Raw genomic sequence first — 20,572 nt, forward strand, 5'->3', positions numbered from 1 at the left:
GATTACCGGACACAGTGTCCAATTCAAGGACCTGTGACCGATCGAAGGAAGAACGGATGTCGCCGCGAATCCGCCGGGCCGAATCGACACTTACGCAGGTGGTTCCCGCACCACCGGCCGAGGTCCGCGCCTTCTACCGCGACCTGTCCCGGCTGGGCGAGGTCCATCCCCTCATCGTCGGCGTCGAGCAGCTGCCGGACACCGAGGAGCACGGGGTTCGATCGAGCAACTATCGAGTCACCGATCGAATTCCGTTCGGACCGTGGTCATATCGGATCACCTACCGCGTTCGCAGCCGAACCGCCGAGCACGGCGATCTGCTGGTCGACGCCTACCAGTTCCCGCGGATCCACGTGCAAACCCGAGCATCGTTCACCGAGCACACCTCGGGCACAACAGTCGTCGAACAACTGCGGCTGACAGCGCCGTGGCCGCTGCTGTCGACCGTCCGCAGCCTCGGCGTACGCGCTCACGTCACCATGCTCGACAACCTGCGCAAGCGGTTCAAACCGACCGGCGCGGATATCTGATGAAGCGCGAGCACAATTCGCTCGCCGCCCGACTGCCCGCACCGACTCCGCCCGCGTACCCACAGGGTTGGTACGCGGTCGGGTTCAGCCGGGAGTTGCGTGCGGGCAGGGTGCTGACGCGACGTTTCATGGATCGCGAGATTGTGCTGTTCCGCACGGGCCGGGGGCGTGCCGCGGCAGCGGAAGCCTACTGCCCGCATCTCGGCGCTCATCTCAGCCGGGGCGGTGTCGTCGCCGGGGAGAATCTGCGCTGCCCGTTCCACGGCTTCGAGTTCGACGCGGAAGGCTCGTGCACCGCAACGCCCTACGGGTCACCACCGCCCGCCGCCCGGCTCGGGCTGCTCCCGCTCCGGGAAGTGTGCGGTGCGCTCCTGGTCTTCCACGACCCGCGGGGTGCCGCGCCGGCATGGGAGGTGATCGCGCCAGACCAGCTCGATCGAGAGTGGTGGCCGGTGCGGTACGCCACGCTGCGGCACCGCGGACATCCGCAGGAGGTCACCGAGAACAGCGTGGACCTCGGGCATCTGACGGTGGACACTCATCGACATCCTGCAACGCGAGGAACTGGTCGGCCGACTGCGGGCCGAGCCCGAACCGGCGCGACGACAGGCATCTCTGGGTCGATGCTTCCACGAAACGATTCGGCTCAACCCGGTGACATCGCTGGTCCGCGCGCTGACGGTGCCGCTGCGCATCGAACATGATGGCCGCCGGTATCTCGTGCCCGTCGGCGGTTACATCGGGGTGTTTCCCGGTGCTCTCAACCGCGATCCAGCATCGGCTCACCGCCCCGACGATTACCTGCCCGACCGGCATGCGGCGGGTGAAGAACAGCTGGCCCTCTTCGGCCGTGGCGCATTCGGTTGCATCGCAAGAGAATTCAGCAAAGTGCTGACCACCGTCACTCTCGACGAGGTGCTGTCGCGCTACGAGTTCGACGGACTCGGCACGCCTGCGGTCCGCCGCTGCCGGGTCCACCTGACTTACCCGTCGTCTCCGACGCCGGTTCGAGTGTCCGAGGTCCACCCCGTCGCCACGGAGAACGGAGTTCCCTCGCCCGCGTAACGATGCCCGACGGACCACCGCCGCGAGTGCGTCGCCATCGCATGGTCATCGACATGGACATAGAGCGTGGTCAGGGGGCATCGAGGTCTGACGGCGCACACCGACGTCGATACCCTCGCACCAGACCGGATGCATACTCACCTGCCCGAGCCCGCGACTCCGAGCGGGTGAACCGCTCCCCGATCCTTACCATCGCCGAATCCAGCTCGGCCACAACACGATCCAATGCATTTATCGGCAACGAATCACGCGTTCGCAGTTAGTATCAGCCGACCCGACAGGTGGTCGGGGTGCTCGCTGGAGAGGAGTTTTCGTGCTGAACAAGATCGTGAGTGGCCTGTTGATCGCCGGGCCGATGCTGTTGTGCGGTACGGCCGTTGCCCAGGCGCAAGACCTCGAGTTGGCGCCTGACTGCGTTCAATACAGCTCGGATCAGGGGAGAATTACAGCTGTCTACACCTGCGGTCCGATGGGACCCCACGGCCGGTACTTCAAGTCGGACATCGACCGGTGCAAGTATGTGGGTAGGAGCGAAAGCTGGGCGACGATCGACAACAAACTCTACGTTTGCTCACCGGACCAACCCAGCGCAGCGCCCTCGACAGGGTCGGCGTAAGTCTCTGCCGTAGCCGGCTACTGTGTCGGCGCGTGGGATGCCGATACCTATCCTGTTGTGGCCGTGGATATTCCATCGTTGGACTGCGCGAAAGCGGTTGCCACGCTTGCTCCAGCTGCTGTGCCGCATCGGCCTCCGCGCGGCGCACGGTTTCCATCAGCGGCTGAGCAAGCCGGGCTTCGTCGAGTCGCAATGCCTGTGGTGTCAGCCGAACATCGGGGAGATGTCACTGGTCAGGTTGATTTGGTGGGTCGAGAGTCGGATCGTCGGTGTTGCCTGGCGTGAATTTGAATTCGGTTCCGCCGAGTGTTTCGTCGAGAGGGTGCTCGAGTGTGAGTATCGGACCTGGTGTGACGGCGTATGCGACGGTCCTGGTGCTATCGATGTCGGTCCGCTGCTCGACGCGGTGAGCCGCGGTCCACGTGCCGTAGATCTCGGTGTGCATTCGGACGGTCAGGTGTCCGGTCGGGGTTGCTTGCCAGGCCAAGCGGATCACTGTGAATGCGCCGCTCCAACTCGACCAGTAGATCCAGCCGGTGCCGTCGGCGCGGAATCCGATCTCTGTGAATTCGGGTTGTCCTGGGGCGAGGCCCATCTCGGACCAGTAGCCGAGCAGCTGCTCGGGGTGCATAGTCCCGATGATTCCGGATCGTCGGTGGTGATCACGACGGGATCCGGATCGGGGTTGGTCAACTGACGCGCGCTCCTGGCCCGCGATGCCCGTGGCGGTGAGAGTGGCGGCCGACGATCTTGGGTCCGGTCCGGGAATAGAGCGGTGATGACGTCGGTTGAGTCATTTCGACAACGTTGAGTGCCTCCGGCTCAAGTTTGAGTTGACTCCCGGCGGCAACCCGGTGCAAGATTGAGCCGACCACGCTCAGCGTTGCTGGGACCGTGCTCCGTGAGGTGCTTGGGGCCAGGTCTCGCGGCACAGGACAACTGGCCGCAGGGCGATCGTTTGCCCAGCACCGACACAAGTAGTTACGTCAACTAGGAGGAAAACCATGGCTCGTGCGGTCGGAATCGACCTCGGGACCACGAACTCGGTCGTCGCCGTTCTCGAAGGCGGAGAGCCGGTCGTCGTCGCCAACTCGGAAGGATCGCGCACCACCCCCTCGATCGTTGCTTTCGCGAAGAACGGCGAGGTATTGGTCGGACAGCCGGCCAAGAACCAGGCGGTCACGAACGTCGACCGCACCATTCGCTCGGTCAAGCGCCACATCGGCACCGAGTGGAGCGTCGAGATCGACGGCAAGAAGTACACGCCGCAGGAGATCAGTGCGCGCACGCTGATGAAGCTGAAGCGCGACGCCGAGGCCTACCTCGGTGAGGAGATCACCGACGCGGTCATCACCGTCCCCGCCTACTTCGAGGACGCACAGCGCCAGGCCACCAAGGAAGCCGGCCAGATCGCCGGCCTCAATGTGCTGCGCATCGTCAACGAGCCCACCGCCGCCGCACTCGCGTACGGCCTGGACAAGGGCGACAAGGAACAGACCATCCTGGTCTTCGACCTCGGTGGCGGTACCTTCGACGTCTCGCTGCTGGAAATCGGCGAGGGCGTCGTCGAGGTCCGCGCGACCTCCGGCGACAACCACCTCGGTGGTGACGACTGGGACGAGCGCGTCGTGACCTGGCTGGTCGACAAGTTCAAGGCCAGTGCGGGCATCGACCTGACCAAAGACAAGATGGCGCTGCAGCGGCTGCGTGAGGCCGCCGAGAAGGCCAAGATCGAGCTGAGCTCCTCGCAGAGCACCTCGATCAACCTGCCCTACATCACCGTCGACGCGGACAAGAACCCGCTGTTCCTCGATGAGCAGCTGACCCGCGCCGAGTTCCAGAAGATCACCTCGGACCTGCTCGACCGCACCCGTGCGCCGTTCCAGTCCGTGATCAAGGACGCGGGCATCTCGGTCAAGGACATCGACCACGTCGTGCTCGTCGGTGGCTCCACCCGTATGCCTGCCGTCACCGAACTGGTCAAGGAACTGACCGGTGGCCAGGAGCCCAACAAGGGCGTGAACCCGGACGAGGTCGTCGCCGTCGGCGCCGCGCTGCAGGCCGGTGTGCTCAAGGGCGAGGTCAAGGACGTCCTGCTGCTCGATGTCACCCCGCTGTCGCTGGGCATCGAGACCAAGGGCGGCGTGATGACCAAGCTCATCGAGCGCAACACCACCATTCCGACCAAGCGCTCGGAGACCTTCACCACGGCCGATGACAACCAGCCGTCGGTGCAGATCCAGGTGTTCCAGGGCGAGCGCGAGATCGCCTCGCACAACAAGCTGCTCGGTTCCTTCGAGCTGACCGGCATCCCGCCGGCCCCGCGTGGCGTGCCGCAGATCGAGGTCACCTTCGACATCGACGCCAACGGCATCGTGCACGTGACCGCGAAGGACAAGGGCACCGGCAAGGAAAACACGATCAAGATCCAGGACGGCTCCGGCCTGTCCAAGGACGAGATCGACCGGATGGTCAAGGATGCCGAGGCGCACGCCGCCGAGGACAAGGCCCGCCGCGAGGAGGCCGAGACCCGCAACCAGGCCGAGTCGCTGGTGCACCAGACCGAGAAGTTCATCAAGGAGAACGAGGACAAGGTCCCCGGCGACGTCAAGGAGAAGGTCGAGGCGGCCATCGCCGAGGCCAACGAGGCGCTCAAGGGCACCGACATCGCCGTGGTGAAGTCGGCTGTCGAGAAGCTGGCGACCGAGTCGCAGGCGCTTGGCCAGGCCATCTACGAGGCGTCGGCGGCGGAGTCCGCGGCCTCGGGCAACGGCGCGTCGAGCGCTGCCGACGATGACCAGGTCGTGGATGCCGAAGTTGTGGACGAGCCGGTCGACACGGAGAAGAAGTGACCCACGGGAACTCGGGGGAGCGTAACTCCGAACAAGAGCCGATCACCTTCGTCGACAACCGCAAAGTTGATCCCGAGACCGGCGAGATTCGAGAACCGGCCGCAGCAGACGCTGCTGCGGCCGGGCCGGAAGGGAGCAACGGTGCCGACACCGTGCTCGGAGCCGACGAGGGGGCCGCGATTCTGGCCGACAGCATCAACGGTGAGCTGGCCGAGCGCACCGCCGACCTGCAGCGGTTGACCGCGGAGTACGCCAATTACCGGCGTCGGGTCGAGCGCGACCGCAAGGCGACCATCGACGCGGCGAAGGCCGCGGTGGTGACCGAATTGCTCGGCGTGCTGGACGATCTCGATCGGGCCCGCGCGCACGGCGACCTGGAGACCGGGCCGCTCAAGGCCGTCGCCGACAAGCTGGCCGACGCGCTGACAAAGCAGGGCCTCGAGGAATTCGGTTCGGAGGGTGAACCTTTCGACCCGACCCTGCACGAGGCCGTGCAGCACGAAGGTTCCGGGCACGACCCGGTGATCGGTGTTGTCATGCGCAAGGGCTATCGCTTCGGCGATCGGGTGCTTCGGCACGCGCTGGTCGGGGTAACCGATGGCGTGGCCGATCTACCGGTGAGCGAACCATCGAACGCTGGTTCCGATGCCGGCACACCCAACCAATAGGGCCGCGGCGCGAGCGACGGGCCCGGAGGCGGTAGCGCAGCGTGACCACGGAGGGGCCCGGGAGCGCCGCAAGATAAGCCGCACGGCAAGCACTGTGAGAGGAGGAGATGCCCGGTGAGTCAACGGGAGTGGATCGAAAAGGACTTCTACAAGGAGCTGGGCGTTTCCTCCAGCGCCTCCCAGGACGAGATCAAGAAGGCGTATCGCAAGCTCGCTCGTGACTTGCACCCGGATGCCAATCCCGGTGACACCAAGGCCGAGGAGCGCTTCAAGTCCGTCAGCGAGGCGCACGCCGTGCTGTCCGATCCGGCCAAACGCAAGGAATACGACGAAACGCGAAAGCTTTTCGCCGGTGGCGGTGCGTATGGCCGGGGCGGCGGGTTCACCCCCGGTGCGGGCGGCGGGTTCTCCCAGGACTTCAATATCGGCGACATCTTCGGTCAGGCGAATGCGGGCGACGGTGGTCTGGGCGACCTCCTCGGTGGCCTGTTCAACCGTGGTGGCACCCGGACCGCGGGCAGTCGCCCGCGCCGTGGCGCCGATGTGGAGACCGAGACCACGCTCGGCTTCCGTGAAGCCGCGCAGGGTGTCACCGTGCCGCTGCGGATGACGAGTCCGTCACCGTGTACGACGTGTCACGGCAGTGGCGCGAAGCCGGGGACAAGTCCCCGAGTGTGCCCTATCTGCAATGGAAACGGCGTCATCAGCCGCAACCAGGGCGCGTTCGGATTCAGTGAACCCTGCGACGAATGCCGTGGCACCGGCTCGATCATCGACGACCCGTGCGTCGACTGCCACGGCAGCGGTATCCAGAACCGGACCCGCACCATCACGGTGCGGATCCCGCCGGGTGTCAGTGACGGACAGAAGATCCGGCTGGCCGGACAGGGCGAGGCGGGCTTGCGTGGTGCCCCTTCGGGCGACCTGTTCGTCACCGTGCACGTCAGCCAGGACAAGGTCTTCGGTCGCAACGGCGACGATCTGACCCTGGTGCTTCCGGTCAGTTACAGTGAATTGGTGCTGGGTACAACGGTTTCGGTGCCCACACTGGAGGGGCGCGTCGGCGTCAAGGTGCCTCCCGGCACCGCGGACGGCCGCATCCTGCGGGTGCGCGGTCGTGGCGTGCCGAAGCGCGGTCCTGGCGGCGGCGCGGGTGATCTGCTGGTCACCGTCAAGGTCGCCGTGCCACAGAAGCTGGACGACAATGCCTCCGAGGCGCTGCGGCGCTACGCGGACGCGGAGAAGACCAGCGGGTTCGATCCACGTGCGGGATGGGCAGGTGCGTGATGTCCGGTGATCCGAAGAATGCGTCAGGTGGGCCCAACTCGGGCCGTACCGAGGCTCAGGTCTTCATGATCTCGGTGGCGGCACAGTTGGCGGGCATGCACGCGCAGACACTGCGCACCTATGACCGCCTCGGACTGGTTACGCCACGTCGGACGTCGGGCGGCGGTCGACGCTACTCGACACGGGACGTGGAGCTGCTGCGCGAGGTGCAGCGGCTGTCCCAGGACGAGGGCGTCAATCTCGCAGGCATCAAACGCATTATCGAACTCACCAATCAGGTGGAGGAATTGCGGCAGCACGTCGCCGAATTGGCGTCCGAAGTGGAGCGGCTGCGCGCGGGCTATCGCCCGGATCTTTCACCGCCGCAACGCAGTACCGCATTGGTGGTGTGGCAGCCCCGACATCGGCGCTGACACTTCCTGACAACCATCGGGCCCCGGTGTTTCGGTTCAGTACGGATGAACCGAAGCCCGGGGCCCGATGTCGTCGAGGCCCGGCGATAGCGGGAGGGATGCCGGATTCGTTGGGGCGTACGGTGGCTCGCGCGGTGGATCGGTCGGTCGGTCGTCGAGTGATTTTCGGTCGGTCGCCGGGCGGCGGGGTGCGTAAAGGTTGCTGACCCTAGGTAATGGACAACATTTCGGAGTTGCCCTGTGATCGCTCGATGTGCTGGATCGGGATGAAACTTGCAAATTGGATCTCACAAAATAAGTGAGTTTGTGACTGATTTCACCCAAATTATCGATCTGCCAGTCTGTTTCTACGGCGTTTCGCCTTTCGGATCCTCGTTTCGGGAGAATTTCACGCGTGATGTTTCGACGGAGGATTCCGTTGCTGGCAAACCTCACCTACACTCGGTTGCGTCGGCTGCTGTCGAGTGTCCCGCAGCACCTCACTCGCCGGCTCGGTTTGTGTACGAGTGCGAAATGGGGTTGTGACACAAATGGATTCGCGGACCGTCGCTTTGATCAGAACCACGTTCAAGGCGGTTGCTGCGGAGGAGGGGGGATCCGCAAGACTGGCCAGTTCGTTTTATGCGATCTTGTTCACCGATTACCCACACGCCCGAGAATTCTTCCCGGCTGCGATGGATGCACAGCGTGATCGATTGGTCAAGGCCATCTCCTACGCGCTGGACCGGCTCGAGGAGCCGAACAAGCTACTGCCGTTCCTGGCCCAACTCGGCCGTGATCACCGCAAATACGGTGTGCGGCCCGAGCATTACGTCGCGGTGGCCAATTCTCTGAAGGCCGCGATGCGGATTTTCGCAGGCACCGAGATGTGGACCGATGAAGTGGAGCGGGCCTGGGACGAAGGCCTGACCATCATCGGCGAGACCATGATCGGCGCAGCGGAGAAGGAGACCACGCCCGCGGTATGGACCGGAACCGTGATCGAGCGTCGCGATGTGTTGCGCAACCTGACCGTCGTGCGGTTGCAACTGGACCAGTTGATGCAGTTCGCGGCAGGCCAGTACACCAGCGTGCAGATACCGTCCCGCCCGCGGATGTGGCGCTACCTGTCGCCTGCCATCCCCGCGAACGCCAACGGAGAGATCGAATTCCACATCCGTAGCGTGATGGGCGGCTGGGTCAGCCCGGCGATGGTCGGCCACACGAACATCGGCGACAAGTGGCTACTCGGGTCCCCCCTCGGCGGGCTCGGCATCCCACGCAACGCCAAGCGCAAGATGCTGATGGTCGGTTGCGGCACCGGTCTCGCCCCACTACGTGCCCAGCTCATGGCGATGGCGCAGCGGCGGATCAATCCCCGTGTGCACCTATTCGTCGGCGGGCACCACCCCTGTGACCTCTACGATCTCGAAACGCTCAGCGCACTCGCCGTGGCCAATAAGTGGCTCACCGTGACACCGGTGACCGAGAGCGACGAAAATCCGTGGTGGCACCTGGACTCCGGTGAACCGGAACGCATCTGGCCGGGACTGGAACCACGCATGACCGGACAGATCGGCAAGGTCGTCGCCAGCTACGGGTCATGGGCCGATCGCGACGTTCAGATCGTCGGATCGCCATCGATGGTGCAGACAACCAAGTTCCGCCTGATGGCAGCGGGTACCCAGACCAAGAATATTCGCCACGACCCGCTGTTTTGATTCGGCAGCGCCTGCGGCGCCGGATTACTCTCGAAACCCCTATCCGGCGAGCTGGGTGATGATCGCACGACTGACACGCTGGAGGCTTTCGTCGTTGTCGATGCTGGCGGACCAACCGCTGCGACGGTTCATGGCCAGCTCTGTGCGCAGTTGCGGCAGAGCCGATATCGCGGCCGGGCCCATCCGTTCTAAGCACGCGACGACGTGATTGGCCGTTGCGGCATTGTCTGCCCAGGCCTGCAGCAGTGTGTCCAGCACGGTCGATGCCTCGGAGTGACCGCCGATCTCCCAGAGTGCCGCTGCACAGTGGACGCGTATCCATTCGTAGTCGGCGGCCATCAGTTCCCGCAAGCGCGGCGCGGCGGCCGTGGCAGCCGGACCCAGCTGGGTGAGTACGTCCGCTGCCTCGGTAATCCGGAAAGAGTCGGGACCGTCGAGCTGTTGCACCAGCAGCGGCAGCATCTCCTCGCGGTCGCGACCGACGGCCCACAGCGCGGTGACGGCGGCGACGCGCACCTGATCGTCGGAGGCGGTCGTCAGCGTCCGGATCGTGGCGAGGGCGGGTACCGCTGCCGTGCCGAATGCGGTCAGCGCGGCCAAAGCCGATCTCGTGATCACCCACTGCTGCTCGTGGTGCACGGAAGCTGTGAGGGTTTCGATGATTGTCGGCAGTGCCGCCGGGTCGCCGAGGGCGGCCAGCGCGGACAGCGTTGCGCACGCCTCGAACCGATGCGCGGCGAGGTCGCCGCGGCGCAAGTACTCGCACAGCTGAGGCGTGAGCTCGTCAGCGGCCTGTGGCAAGTCACCGGCGACCTCGATCGCGCGCCAGGTATCGACTTCGCCGTCCAATGCTGCCAGCAGGCTGGGCACGGCCCGGATATCGCCGAGGCGGGCCAGAGCACACACCGCGCTCTGGTGAGCCCGGCGCAGCGCCGGATCCGCCGCCGCCCAGACATCGGGCCCATGCGCTGTGCGTTGCGCGGCGACGTGTTCGGCCAAGGTCTCTCGGGCGGGTTCGGCGATCGCGTGGCAGGTGTCGAGGACGGCCGCGGCCTCGGCGGCCACCTGCAGGTCGGCGGCGCCGAGTTGGTCTGCCACCAGCACGATCAGGGTGCTGTGGTCGCCGCGCCAGGACGCCATCAGTGGGCGGGCCATCCGGATCGCGTCGAGCCGGATTCGGGGATCCGGGCTCCGCAACTGCTCGGTGAGCAACTCCGTCCGCTCAGCGGTCCGCGATCCCAGGGCTTGGTGTATGGAGTCCAGCAGCTGCGCGGTCGGTGCATGGACGCCGTTGTGCCAGTCGGCCGTTCGCAGACTTATGTTGTTCGTGGGGACTGCTGGGGCATTCGGTCCCGACGAATCATGCAGTGGTGCGGCGGCGTCGGCGATTCGGCGCAGCAGGCCAGTCGCGGCAGGGACGAAATCCGGGCCGATCTGCTCCGGGGCGCAGCGAGCTTGCTGGGCCAGCGCCCCGAGCCGGGTTTCCGGGTCTGCGCAAGCGTCGGTGGCGAGCGCGTCGAACCAGGCCATCGCCTCGACGGCCACTGTCGGAATCCGAAGGGCCAGTGTCGCCATCGCCTCCATGATCAGCAGGCGTTCGGTGATCCCGAGCTCGGCTAGCAGCCGGTCGCGCAACAGCCCCGCGGCGCGGGGCCCATCATCGATAAACCGCGCCAGCCCTGGTATCGCCGCTCGCCGCACCTGCGCATCCGGATCGGCGGCGAACGCAACAAACATCTCCGCGTGCTCACGCATCACTGCGACGGCGCCAACGAAATCCACGTCGTCGGCATAGTCGGTATCGCAGTTTTCGACCGACGCGGTCCCGATGCTGACCAGCAACTCGATGACCGCAGCACAGTTCGGGGTCGTCGTGTCGATGGTCAGTTCGAACAGGAACGGCAGGCTCGCCGTCGTACACGCGTACACGCACCCCTCGTCGTGAACGGCAATGTAGAACCTGGTCAAGGCGCTATCTCGCTCGACGGCGTCCGTGGAGCCCAGGGCCACCAGCAGCGCCGGGACCTCCTCGGCCGAACCGTACGCGTGACGCATCGACGACCAGTCGATATCGAAAAGTCCAGCAAACACACGCGACACTTTGCCGGATCACACCAACACGGGCGCAAATCCAGGGCGCGGGCCCTGAGCCACGCGATGACCGAATCATGCCGAGAGCTGATGACCCGCCTCGACCCACGCTGACCGACCACCGTGCCCAACACCTGTCGCACTCGATAGTCTGCTGAGCGGTCAGACCCCTTCGAATTGGATTCTTGCGGAAGGGGTTCCGGTCGAGATGAGTCGGTCGACGGTTGCGCGGGTCATGGCGGGGGAGCCGCAGACGAGTACCTGGTGGTTGGCGAAAGCGCCGTGTGAGCCCACCACGTCGGCGAGGGTGCCGTGGAGCATATCGTCGGGCGGGAAGCCGATGTCTACGCGGGACTGTTCGTACCAATCGTCGACCCAGCGAGGATCGTCGGGGGTTTCCACCACCGGGATGACGGTGAGCCAGGGCAATTCGCCGGTCAGCAGGAAGAGCATATCGGCGGCGTATAGGTCGCGCGGGGAGTTGCCGCCGATGAACAGGTAGGTGGGCGGCGGGTCTTCGTGCCTGGCCAGGTCGAGGATCTGGGCGCGCATCGGGGCGAGGCCGGTGCCGCCCGCGATCATCACCACCTCGTCGCCATCGGGATCGACGGCGAAAGTGCCTGCTGGGGCGGTGATCTGCCATTGGTCACCCGGTGCGGTGTCGGCGACGATGGAGCCGCTGCACCAGCCGCCCGGCACGGTGCGAACATGGAATTCGAGCTTGCCGTCCAATGAAGGCGGCAGGGCGGGGGAGAATCTTCGCCGCATGCCCGGCTGCTGCGGTACCCGCACCTCGACGGACTGGCCCGCGATGAACGGCACGAACTCGCCGATCAGCCGGATTACCGCGAGGTCGTGGCGCAGCCGATGATGGCCGACGACGGTCGCCTTCCATTCGGGCGGTGCGTCGAAATCGGGCAGTGTGCGGTGATCGGGCGAAGCACCGTTGCCGTGCAAGTCCCCCAACGGAGCCTCCTCGTTTACACAGGGTCGGAGCTGATTATCGACTCCGGGGTGCCCACCGCTATCAGCGCGCGGCGGGTGTCGGCGATCATCCGCGCCGATCCGGCGATCTGGATCTGCCGATCCGCCCACGCACCGAAGCTCGCGACCACTGCACCGAGATTACCGATCAGCGTCCGGTGCATGCCGTAGGGCGCATCCGCGGGCGGATGCGGATACCACCACGGGTTGGTCTTCTGTTCGCAGACCGGGACGATGGTGAGCCATGGATTGCTCTGCGAGAGCTGCCACATGTTCTCCACGTCGTACAACTCGCACGGGTAGCGGCCGCCGATGAAGAAGTGCACGCGCGGGTTGATGCCGCGCTGGCCCATCTCGATGAGCTGGGCACGCAGCGGGGCGATGCCGGTGCCCGACCCGATCAGCAGCACGTCGCGGCCGCTGTCCCGATCGACGTGCAGTCCGCCGAGCGGGCTGGCGATCATCCACTTGTCGCCGACGCGGGTCTCGTTCACGATCGCGGGGCTCACCCAGCCGCCGCGGATCTTACGGACATGGAATTCGATCTCGCCGTAAGGATTTGCCGGAATCGCGGGCGAGAGATAGCGCCATATCTTCGGTCGCTGCGGTAAGGCGATCGGCACGTACTGTCCGGCCTGGAAGGGGATCGGGCTCTCGGACTGTAGTCGCACGATCGCCAAGTCCTCCAGCACCCGGCGATGACCGACGACTGTCGCTTCCCAGAACGGGCGCGACTTGTCGGAGTTGGCGCCGATGGCCATGGAGGCGGAGATGAGGATGGTGATGTCGCGCCAGCCCTCCTCGAGCGCGCGATTCCAGACGCCGTTGTTGTAGTTGAAGGTACGACAAGCCGCCAGCAGCGCCCGGCCCGCGGCATCGTAGTGCCCCGGCAATACGCCGTACTTGCGATGGTCGCGAGCCAATTGCTCGAGAAACTTCTGCGCCCGCTCCCAGTCCTCCAGGTGGTCGAGCACATACTGGATGGCCGTCACCAGTCGTTTCGCCTGCATATCCATGGCAGGTGGAAACAGCTCGCGTAATGGGGGGTTTTCTGCGAAGAGGTGACCATAGAACGCACTGATCAACCGCTCGGCTCCGTTCGGAGACTCGGTCACCGAACGGAAGTTGGCGCGGACCAGCGCAGCCGAACGCGCATCCACGACGTGGAGCTTCCTTTCCCTCTGATTGCTGCCCGAGGACATACCCGTAACCGGCGGTCCTCCGCGGTCAAGTATCCCCGAAAATCCCGTGGTCGTGTGGGTATGGCCCATCACGGCTCGGCCAACGGTAATCGGTGGGCAAACATTGTGTACAACGGGCCTGTGGCAGGGGTTGTCACAGGCGATTATGCACCGACGTTTGTGCCGACCGCGGGTGCGATCAGCTCGGCATTTAGGTGGATCTGTTGGACGGTCCTTCGAACGACCGGCACGCCCTCGTCGGTGGCCGGGCTCGCACCCGTCACACGCTTCTAGATGGTCAGCACTGTCTTACCGCGTGCGCCACTGGCGCCGATCACCGACGCGGCCCCGGCCAGTGGCACCATCGCATCGATCGGCACGACCACATCGCCCTCGGCGACGCGCTTGAGCAGGCGGGTCAATTCCGGTGCGCCACCGGAGGATTCGATATTGCCGCCCTTGATGCCGCGTTCGCGCAGCGCCGCCTCGTCGGCGGACCAGATGGTGGAATAGGCGGTGCCGCCTTCGCGGACCAGCGTGGTCAGCTCGGCGAATGCTTCGGGCGGGCTCACCACGTCGAACAGCACGTCCACGCCGGCGGGATGAGCGGCCGCGACCTGGGCGGTCACCGGGCCCTGGGTGTAGTCGACGGTTTCGGCCGCGCCCAGGCGGGTCATCTGATCGGCCGCGTCGCCGCGCGCGGTGGCGATGACGTGGGCGCCCGCCATATTCGACAGTTGTACGAGGAAAGAGCCGACGCCGCCGGTGGCGCCGACCACCAGCACCGTCTGGTTCGGCGTGATCTGGGTGGCGTCCACGATGTCCTGTGCGGTGACGCCCGCGGTCGGCAGTGCCGCGGCCGCGCCGGTCGGGATGCCGTCCGGGATTCGGGTGAGTGCGGCGGTCTCCGGCAGCACCGCGTACTCGGCGAAGCTGCCGTGGCCCGCCGGAGACGTCAGGAACTTGCCGACCACCCGGTCGCCGACCGCGAATCTGCTGACGCCCGGCCCGACCGCGGACACCGTGCCCGCGCCGTCGACGCCGAGGATCATCGGAAAGTCGTGCGGCATCCTCCCGTCCAGGTATCCGGTGGCCATCCGCTGATCGAATGGGTTGACCCCGGCCGCCTCCAACTGCACGCGGACGGTGCCTGCGCCGGGCTCGGGCACCGGCATGTCGGTCAACTCGGGTGTTGCTCCGAACTTCCGTACCACGATCGCGCGCATCTGTTCGCTCCTTGTAATTGGGAGAAGAAGTGACGCATCCGACGGCAACCGCCGTCGTAGGTATCCATACACCACCGACGTCGTGATTCATCGCATTCGACGGTGTCGCGGCGTAGCGTTTGTCGAGAGCCGAGAGGCTGGAAGAATTTTGAAGTTGAGCGGAACAGACTCAACCTTTCCCACGTTGAACGGTGAGGAACGGCAGCGGGCCGCGTGACCCAGCGTGCGGTCGAGCAGTATGCGATCCCTCGGTGCCGTGCACATCGACTAGTAGGAAGGTGACCGTGGACTCGTTCAATCCCACCACCAAGACCCAGGCGGCGTTGACCGCCGCGCTGCAAGCGGCATCCGCCGCGGGTAATCCGGAGATTCGTCCGGCGCACTTGCTGGTGGCGTTGCTGGATCAAACCGACGGCATCGCCGCTCCCTTGCTCAAGGCTGTTGCGGTAGATCCGGCGACGGTCCGTCGCGAGGCACAAGACATCGTCGACCGGCTGCCGAGGGCGACCGGCGCGACCACGACCCCGCAACTCGGCCGCGAAGCCCTGGCCGCCATCACGGCCGCCCAGCGCCTGGCCACCGAGCTGGGCGATGAATATGTCTCCACCGAGCATGTCCTGGTCGGCCTGGCCGCAGGCGACTCGGACGTGACGATGTTGCTCATCAAATACGGCGCCACCGCGGACGCGCTGCGCGAGGCGTTCACCACGGTGCGCGGCAGCGCGAGGGTGACGAGCCCGGACCCCGAGGGTAGCTACCAGGCGCTGGAGAAGTACTCCACCGACCTCACCGAGTCGGCTCGCGCGGGCAAGCTCGACCCGGTGATCGGCCGTGACACCGAAATCCGCCGCGTCGTGCAGGTGCTGAGCCGTCGCACCAAGAACAACCCGGTGCTCATCGGCGAACCCGGCGTCGGCAAGACCGCGATAGTCGAGGGCCTCGCCCAGCGCATCGTGGCGGGTGATGTGCCGGAGTCGTTGCGCGGCAAGTCTGTTGTCTCGCTCGATCTCGGCGCGATGGTCGCGGGCGCCAAGTACCGCGGCGAGTTCGAGGAGCGGCTCAAGGCCGTGCTCGAGGACATCAAGAACAGTGCGGGACAGATCATCACATTCATCGATGAGCTGCACACCATCGTCGGCGCGGGCGCTACCGGTGAATCCGCAATGGACGCGGGCAACATGATCAAGCCCATGCTCGCCCGCGGTGAGCTGCGGCTGGTCGGCGCCACCACGTTGGACGAGTACCGCAAGCACATCGAAAAGGACGCCGCACTGGAGCGCCGTTTCCAGCAGGTGCTGGTCGGCGAGCCATCGGTGGAGGACACCATCGGCATCCTGCGCGGGATCAAGGAGCGCTATGAGGTGCACCACGGCGTGCGCATCACCGACTCTGCGCTCGTCGCCGCGGCCACCCTCAGCGACCGCTACATCACCTCCCGGTTCCTGCCGGACAAGGCGATCGACCTCGTCGACGAGTCGGCATCGCGGCTACGCATGGAAATCGATTCTCGCCCTGTCGAAATCGATGAGGTCGAGCGCGCGGTGCGGCGGCTGGAGATCGAGGAAGTCGCGCTGAGCAAGGAAACCGACGATGCCTCCAAGCAGCGTCTGGAGAAACTGCGCCAAGAGCTCGCCGACGACCGGGAGAAGCTCAACCAGCTGATGACCCGCTGGCAGAACGAGAAGAGCGCGATCGATCAGGTCCGGGTCCTCAAAGAGGAACTGGAAACCCTGCGCGGTGAATCCGAGCGCGCCGAGCGCGACGGCGACCTCGGCAAGGCCGCCGAGCTGCGCTACGGCCGCATCCCGGCGCTGGAGAAGCAGCTCGCCGGGGCCGAAAAGGCTTCTGCCGCAGCCGGTGACGGCGAGGTGATGCTCAAGGAAGAGGTCGGTCCCGACGACATCGCCGAGGTGGTGTCGGCTTGGACCGGCATCCCGGTCGGCAGGCTGATGGAGGGCGAAACCCAGAAGCTGCTCCGGATGGAGGACGAGCTCGGCAGGCGTGTTGTCGGCCAGCTGGAGGCGGTGCAGGCAGTGTCGGACGCGGTGCGACGGGCACGCGCCGGCGTCGCCGATCCGAACCGCCCGACCGGCTCGTTCCTCTTCGTCGGCCCGACCGGCGTCGGTAAGACGGAGCTGGCGAAGGCGCTGGCGGACTTCCTGTTCGACGACGAACGCGCCATGGTCCGCATCGATATGAGCGAGTACAGCGAGAAGCACGCGGTGGCCAGGCTCGTCGGTGCGCCGCCCGGTTACATCGGTTATGACCAGGGCGGCCAGCTCACCGAGGCGGTACGGCGCAGGCCCTACACCGTGGTGTTGTTCGACGAGATCGAGAAGGCGCACCCGGATGTCTTCGACATCCTGCTCGCCGTGCTCGACGAGGGCAGGCTGACCGACGGCCAAGGCCGCACGGTCGACTTCCGCAACACCATCCTGATCCTCACCTCGAACCTCGGGGCGGGCGGCGATCGGGAGCTCGTGATGAACGCGGTGCGCGCGGCATTCAAGCCGGAGTTCCTCAACCGCCTCGACGATGTGGTCATGTTCCACCCGCTCGATGAGGAGCAGCTGGCATCCATCGTCGACATCCAGCTCGACCAGCTACAGAAGCGGCTGTCGCAGCGCAGGCTGAAGCTGGATGTCAGCGATTCGGCGCGATTCTGGCTCGCGGTGCGCGGCTACGACCCGGTCTATGGTGCACGGCCGCTGCGCAGGCTGATCCAGCAGGCCATCGGCGACACTCTGGCCAAGGAACTGCTGGCTGGTGAGATCACCGACGGCGATACGGTCAAGGTGAGCGTGACATCGAACGGTGAGAGTCTCATCGTCGGCAAATAAGCGAGGCGTCCCTCGCCGAGGATCGCTCGATTCCTCCGGGTACCTCGGCGAGCGGGGTCTGTCGGCGGCGGCCGACGAGGCCACCGCCGATCGCGAGGATGAGCATCGCGCCGACCACTGCCCACCCGGTGGCGGCGGCGCCGAGCGCGGTCAGTAGATAGCCCGCGAGCAGCGCACCGAGCGCGACGGCGCCGTCGGTCACGAGATTGCCGGCACCGACTGCTCTGCCCAGCGTGTCTTCCGGGATGACGCGCACCCGGAAGAGGGTCCGCGCGACATTGACGACGGTGCCGACCGCACCGACGCCGCACCACGACACCGCCATGATCGCGGGGTTCGAGCTGACCGCGATCGGCACCAGCAGCGCCGTCCACACCCACAACGATCCGCGGTAGACGGCGTGGGCGCTGAATCGGGTGGTGAGCCCGGATGCCGCGAACGAGCCGAGAACCCCGCCGACACCCGCCGCACCGAGTACGACGCCGACCGTCCACGCAGGTCCTCCGGTGGTGCTCAGCTCGAAGATCAGCAGCAGGATGACGACCTGGATGACCATGTTCGACAACCCGCTGATCACCGTCGAGGCACGCAGGAACGGCTCGGCCCATACGATCCGCACGCCTTCCCACGCAGCGCGCCGGCGTCCGCCGCGGGGCCGGTCACCTTCCGGCTTTCGTGCTGCGAAGTTGCCGCGAATCGCCGACAGTGTCGCAAGGCAGAACAGGTACGAGACGGCATCGGCGACGAACGGCAGCCACCGTGCCATACCAAAGGTAGTCGCGCCCAGCGCGCGGCCGAGCACGATGCCGATGGGCTGCTCGGCCTCGAACAACGAGAACGCCGCTGGGCGCTGCTCGCTGTCGACGATGTCACGGACGGCACCCAATTCGCTGAGCGTGAAGAAGACATAGGCCGTGCCCTCGACGAAGGCCGCGACAATGAGGAACGGCCCTGGGTTCGGCACACGCAGAACGACAACCAGGGCGGCGACACCGGCCGCGGTCAGTCCGGACAGTTGGCAGATCAGCAAGGTGCGCCGCCGATCCCAGTAGTCCGCTGCGATGCCCGCCGGGATCTGGAAGATCAGGCTCGGCACCGTGATCACGAACCCCGCCCAGCCCATGAGCGTCACCGAACCGGTGACCGAAAGCGCCAGCAGCGGGTAGGCGATGCGAATGCCGTAGAAGCCGGTCAGCGAAACAACATTGCCCGACCACAGCAATACGAACGCCTTGTTCGTGTGAATTCCCTTGCTGTTCAATCGAACACCATCATCCAAGGGCTGCTGCGGTGATGTCGGCCCTGATGCGGGATTCGATGTGGCGGATCAACTTCACGAGATCGGCGCAATAGATCGAGGGATTCCGAAAGCCGCTGCCCTCGCGATAACGGTGCACATAGTGTCCGCCGCCGCAGACATTGTGGAGAGGGCAGGCTCGGCAAGTGTCGCTCAGCGCCTCGATACCGATCTGCCGAGCGATCACATGTGGATCCCACAGCGCTTCATCGAGCGGGTTGCCGGTCGCCGTTTGCTCGATCTTGGTGGCGCCGGCGAAGGCCGACTTCAACTCGTCGACCTGTTCCAGGGTCCCGTCCGTCTCGAACACCGCCAGGCGGACCGGTGCCAGCCCGACGGCCTCCGCCGAGGCGTTGCCGCCGAGCAGCAGTTCGATCACCACATCGAAGAGCCGGACCCTGGTCTCCACTTCAGGGGCGTGGTACCAGCGATCGAAGATCGGGATCAGCCAGTCTGCGTACGGTGTGTTGGTGGCGTCTGCCGTCTTGGCCGGTGGCGGCGTGGTCCAGTTGCCGTGGGGCAAAAGAAAATCGAGCGCGGGTGGGCCGAATTGAACTAGTGCCTCATAGGTTGCGATGGGATCGTTCTCGACATCGACCGTGCACAGGAGCCCGGAGTACAGATGTCGATGGTCACCGCCGATGAGTAGCTCCAGCCCTTTCGCGACATCGTCGAAGCTACCGGTGCCACGGCGATATTTCCGATGTCGGTCATTGGCCTCGCGATCGCCGTCGAGGCTGACGCCGACCTGGATGCCCCAACGGTCACAGATTCGCAGGAACTCCTCGTCGATCAAGACACCGTTCGTCTGGATTCCCAGGCGCACCTGGGTGATCGGCTCCAGCAGCTCGCGCGCGGACCTGGCGAAGTACTCCAGCTTCTCGTGTCCGACGAGTAGCGGTTCACCACCGTGCATCACCAGATTCACCGCAGGCAATGCGAAGCGACGCGCATGCTCGGCGATTGTTTTGCAGGAGTCGGTAAATACCTGATCGTCCATGTTCTTGGGTTGGGCGCGCCAGCTCTGGTCCGCCATTTCATAGACGTAGCAGTAGTCACAGGCCAGGTTGCAGCGACTGTGGATCTTCATGACGTACTCGACGAAAGGAAGGGGCTGCCAACCGATTCGGCGCAACCCTTCGACGTCCAATCCGACGGTAGGCCACGATGCGCCCGCGGAATTCATCTTCTTCGCCTCCTTGGCGATGTCCAGTCGACTCGTCCGGGTGGCCCCGCGCGCCGAAACGGACGCGCGGGGCCACCCGGAGTTTCAGCCTGTTGCGTCGGACTACAGGTTCGAGCTGAGAGAGGAGTTGGAGGCGTGGTCTTCGTTGGTGATGGCCGAGTTGAATGCTGGGTTGGTGATGGCCGAGTTGAATGCTGGGTTGGTGATCGCCGAGTTGAATGCGGGGTTGGCGATGGCCGAGTTGAATGCTGGGTTGGTGATCGCCGAGTTGAATGCTGGGTTGGTGATCGCCGAGTTGAATGCTGGGTTGGTGATCGCCGAGTTGAAGGCATGGGCTTCGCCGTCGACGCGCGGAGTCAGATGACGCTGCAGCGCGGGATGCACAGCGGAGCCGGTCGAGAGCTTCCCGGCCAGCTCGGCAAGACCGATTCCGGCCGCGGCGCCGGTCGGAGCGGTGAGGGTTGTTGTCATGGCGATTCCTTACCAACAAAGGTGATCGGCCGACCTCGACTTGTAGTCGGCCGGCTCGGGGCCGAAGTCCGGATGACGTGTGGCAGCACGTTTCTCGTGGATATCCGGCTGTTGCCGTCGGCCCCAGCAGGACCCTACGGGCGCGAGATCACCTGCGGTATCGGA

Annotated in this window: 17 protein-coding genes; 9 read left to right on the top strand and 8 right to left on the bottom strand. The window is 65.5% G+C overall.

What is annotated here, in order from left to right; genetic code table 11:
- Positions 1–56 precede the first annotated feature (56 nt).
- From AB0M74_RS15085 to AB0M74_RS15095, 3 genes are read left to right on the top strand one after another with little or no spacing between them, the layout of a single operon-like run.
- The gene (locus AB0M74_RS15085) at positions 57–530 is read left to right on the top strand and encodes an SRPBCC family protein (protein ID WP_364906828.1); all 474 of its coding nucleotides are present in this window, start codon (positions 57–59) and stop codon (positions 528–530) included.
- Positions 530–1,234, top strand: coding sequence for a Rieske 2Fe-2S domain-containing protein (locus tag AB0M74_RS15090; RefSeq protein WP_364906831.1), 705 nt, complete (start codon positions 530–532; stop codon positions 1,232–1,234). The genes AB0M74_RS15085 and AB0M74_RS15090 overlap by 1 nt, the downstream gene beginning before the upstream one ends.
- Positions 1,185–1,595, top strand: a complete 411-nt coding sequence (locus AB0M74_RS15095) for a hypothetical protein (RefSeq protein WP_364906834.1) — start codon at positions 1,185–1,187, stop codon at positions 1,593–1,595. The genes AB0M74_RS15090 and AB0M74_RS15095 overlap by 50 nt, the downstream gene beginning before the upstream one ends.
- Before the next feature lie 842 nt (positions 1,596–2,437).
- On the opposite strand, the gene AB0M74_RS15100 is transcribed toward AB0M74_RS15095, so the two are convergent.
- Entirely contained in the window at positions 2,438–2,842 is a 405-nt protein-coding gene (locus AB0M74_RS15100; RefSeq protein WP_364906837.1) for a hypothetical protein, read from the bottom strand.
- A gap of 373 nt (positions 2,843–3,215) precedes the next feature.
- On the opposite strand from AB0M74_RS15100, the gene dnaK reads away from it, so the two are divergent.
- The 5 genes from dnaK (at position 3,216) to AB0M74_RS15125 (ending at position 9,131) form a co-directional block, all read left to right on the top strand.
- Complete coding sequence (gene dnaK, locus AB0M74_RS15105; RefSeq protein ID WP_364906840.1) at positions 3,216–5,063, top strand: molecular chaperone DnaK; 1,848 nt, start codon at positions 3,216–3,218, stop codon at positions 5,061–5,063.
- A complete protein-coding gene (gene grpE / locus AB0M74_RS15110) occupies positions 5,060–5,731 on the top strand; it encodes a nucleotide exchange factor GrpE (RefSeq protein ID WP_364906843.1) in 672 nt (223 codons plus the stop codon). Before dnaK ends, grpE begins: the two co-directional genes overlap by 4 nt.
- A 114-nt stretch (positions 5,732–5,845) precedes the next feature.
- Entirely contained in the window at positions 5,846–7,018 is a 1,173-nt protein-coding gene (gene dnaJ, locus AB0M74_RS15115) for a molecular chaperone DnaJ (RefSeq protein WP_364906846.1), read from the top strand.
- Entirely contained in the window at positions 7,018–7,431 is a 414-nt protein-coding gene (locus AB0M74_RS15120) for a helix-turn-helix transcriptional regulator (protein WP_364906849.1), read from the top strand. Before dnaJ ends, AB0M74_RS15120 begins: the two co-directional genes overlap by 1 nt.
- Before the next feature lie 530 nt (positions 7,432–7,961).
- A complete protein-coding gene (locus tag AB0M74_RS15125) occupies positions 7,962–9,131 on the top strand; it encodes a globin domain-containing protein (RefSeq protein ID WP_364906853.1) in 1,170 nt (389 codons plus the stop codon).
- A 39-nt stretch (positions 9,132–9,170) separates the two neighbouring features.
- Here AB0M74_RS15125 and AB0M74_RS15130 read toward each other — a convergent pair whose 3' ends face one another.
- The 4 genes from AB0M74_RS15130 to AB0M74_RS15145 form a co-directional block, all read right to left on the bottom strand.
- Positions 9,171–11,186: a hypothetical protein gene (locus tag AB0M74_RS15130; RefSeq protein ID WP_364906856.1), complete on the bottom strand. Its 2,016-nt coding sequence runs from the start codon at positions 11,184–11,186 to the stop codon at positions 9,171–9,173.
- A 198-nt stretch (positions 11,187–11,384) separates the two neighbouring features.
- Positions 11,385–12,143 (bottom strand): FAD-binding oxidoreductase, encoded by a 759-nt coding sequence (locus tag AB0M74_RS15135; RefSeq protein ID WP_364907136.1) that lies wholly within the window; start codon positions 12,141–12,143, stop codon positions 11,385–11,387.
- A gap of 59 nt (positions 12,144–12,202) precedes the next feature.
- On the bottom strand, positions 12,203–13,366 hold the full coding sequence (locus tag AB0M74_RS15140; RefSeq protein ID WP_364906859.1) for an FAD-binding oxidoreductase: 1,164 nt from the start codon (positions 13,364–13,366) through the stop codon (positions 12,203–12,205).
- 311 nt (positions 13,367–13,677) lie between these two features.
- Positions 13,678–14,613: an NADP-dependent oxidoreductase gene (locus AB0M74_RS15145; protein WP_364906862.1), complete on the bottom strand. Its 936-nt coding sequence runs from the start codon at positions 14,611–14,613 to the stop codon at positions 13,678–13,680.
- A gap of 284 nt (positions 14,614–14,897) precedes the next feature.
- On the opposite strand from AB0M74_RS15145, the gene clpB reads away from it, so the two are divergent.
- Entirely contained in the window at positions 14,898–17,453 is a 2,556-nt protein-coding gene (gene clpB / locus AB0M74_RS15150) for an ATP-dependent chaperone ClpB (RefSeq protein ID WP_364907139.1), read from the top strand.
- Here clpB and AB0M74_RS15155 read toward each other — a convergent pair.
- The 3 genes from AB0M74_RS15155 to AB0M74_RS15165 all read right to left on the bottom strand — a co-directional run bounded on the left by AB0M74_RS15155 (position 17,437) and on the right by AB0M74_RS15165 (position 20,407).
- Positions 17,437–18,714 carry an MFS transporter gene (locus AB0M74_RS15155; protein WP_364906865.1) on the bottom strand — a complete coding sequence of 426 codons (1,278 nt, stop codon included), beginning with the start codon at positions 18,712–18,714 and terminating at the stop codon, positions 17,437–17,439. The two genes, clpB and AB0M74_RS15155, sit on opposite strands and share 17 nt — an antisense overlap.
- A 10-nt stretch (positions 18,715–18,724) precedes the next feature.
- Positions 18,725–19,936: an FxsB family cyclophane-forming radical SAM/SPASM peptide maturase gene (locus tag AB0M74_RS15160; protein WP_364906868.1), complete on the bottom strand. Its 1,212-nt coding sequence runs from the start codon at positions 19,934–19,936 to the stop codon at positions 18,725–18,727.
- 102 nt (positions 19,937–20,038) lie between these two features.
- Positions 20,039–20,407 carry a hypothetical protein gene (locus AB0M74_RS15165; RefSeq protein WP_364906871.1) on the bottom strand — a complete coding sequence of 123 codons (369 nt, stop codon included), beginning with the start codon at positions 20,405–20,407 and terminating at the stop codon, positions 20,039–20,041.
- Between the last annotated feature and the right edge of the window lie 165 nt (positions 20,408–20,572).

The sequence above is a fragment of the Nocardia sp. NPDC051463 genome (genome assembly GCF_040681975.1).
Lineage (GTDB): Bacteria > Actinomycetota > Actinomycetes > Mycobacteriales > Mycobacteriaceae > Nocardia.

Excerpts from the sequence above, each read along its gene's own strand:
- AB0M74_RS15100 (WP_364906837.1), bottom strand. The coding sequence starts at position 2,842 with ATGCACCCCGAGCAGCTGCTCGGCTACTGGTCCGAGATGGGCCTCGCC.
- AB0M74_RS15085 (WP_364906828.1), top strand. The coding sequence starts at position 57 with ATGTCGCCGCGAATCCGCCGGGCCGAATCGACACTTACGCAGGTGGTT.
- AB0M74_RS15130 (WP_364906856.1), bottom strand. The coding sequence starts at position 11,186 with ATGCGTCACGCGTACGGTTCGGCCGAGGAGGTCCCGGCGCTGCTGGTG.
- AB0M74_RS15165 (WP_364906871.1), bottom strand. The coding sequence starts at position 20,407 with ATGACAACAACCCTCACCGCTCCGACCGGCGCCGCGGCCGGAATCGGT.
- dnaK (WP_364906840.1), top strand. The coding sequence starts at position 3,216 with ATGGCTCGTGCGGTCGGAATCGACCTCGGGACCACGAACTCGGTCGTC.
- AB0M74_RS15090 (WP_364906831.1), top strand. The coding sequence starts at position 530 with ATGAAGCGCGAGCACAATTCGCTCGCCGCCCGACTGCCCGCACCGACT.
- AB0M74_RS15120 (WP_364906849.1), top strand. The coding sequence starts at position 7,018 with ATGTCCGGTGATCCGAAGAATGCGTCAGGTGGGCCCAACTCGGGCCGT.
- AB0M74_RS15125 (WP_364906853.1), top strand. The coding sequence starts at position 7,962 with ATGGATTCGCGGACCGTCGCTTTGATCAGAACCACGTTCAAGGCGGTT.
- AB0M74_RS15145 (WP_364906862.1), bottom strand. The coding sequence starts at position 14,613 with ATGCGCGCGATCGTGGTACGGAAGTTCGGAGCAACACCCGAGTTGACC.
- AB0M74_RS15160 (WP_364906868.1), bottom strand. The coding sequence starts at position 19,936 with ATGAATTCCGCGGGCGCATCGTGGCCTACCGTCGGATTGGACGTCGAA.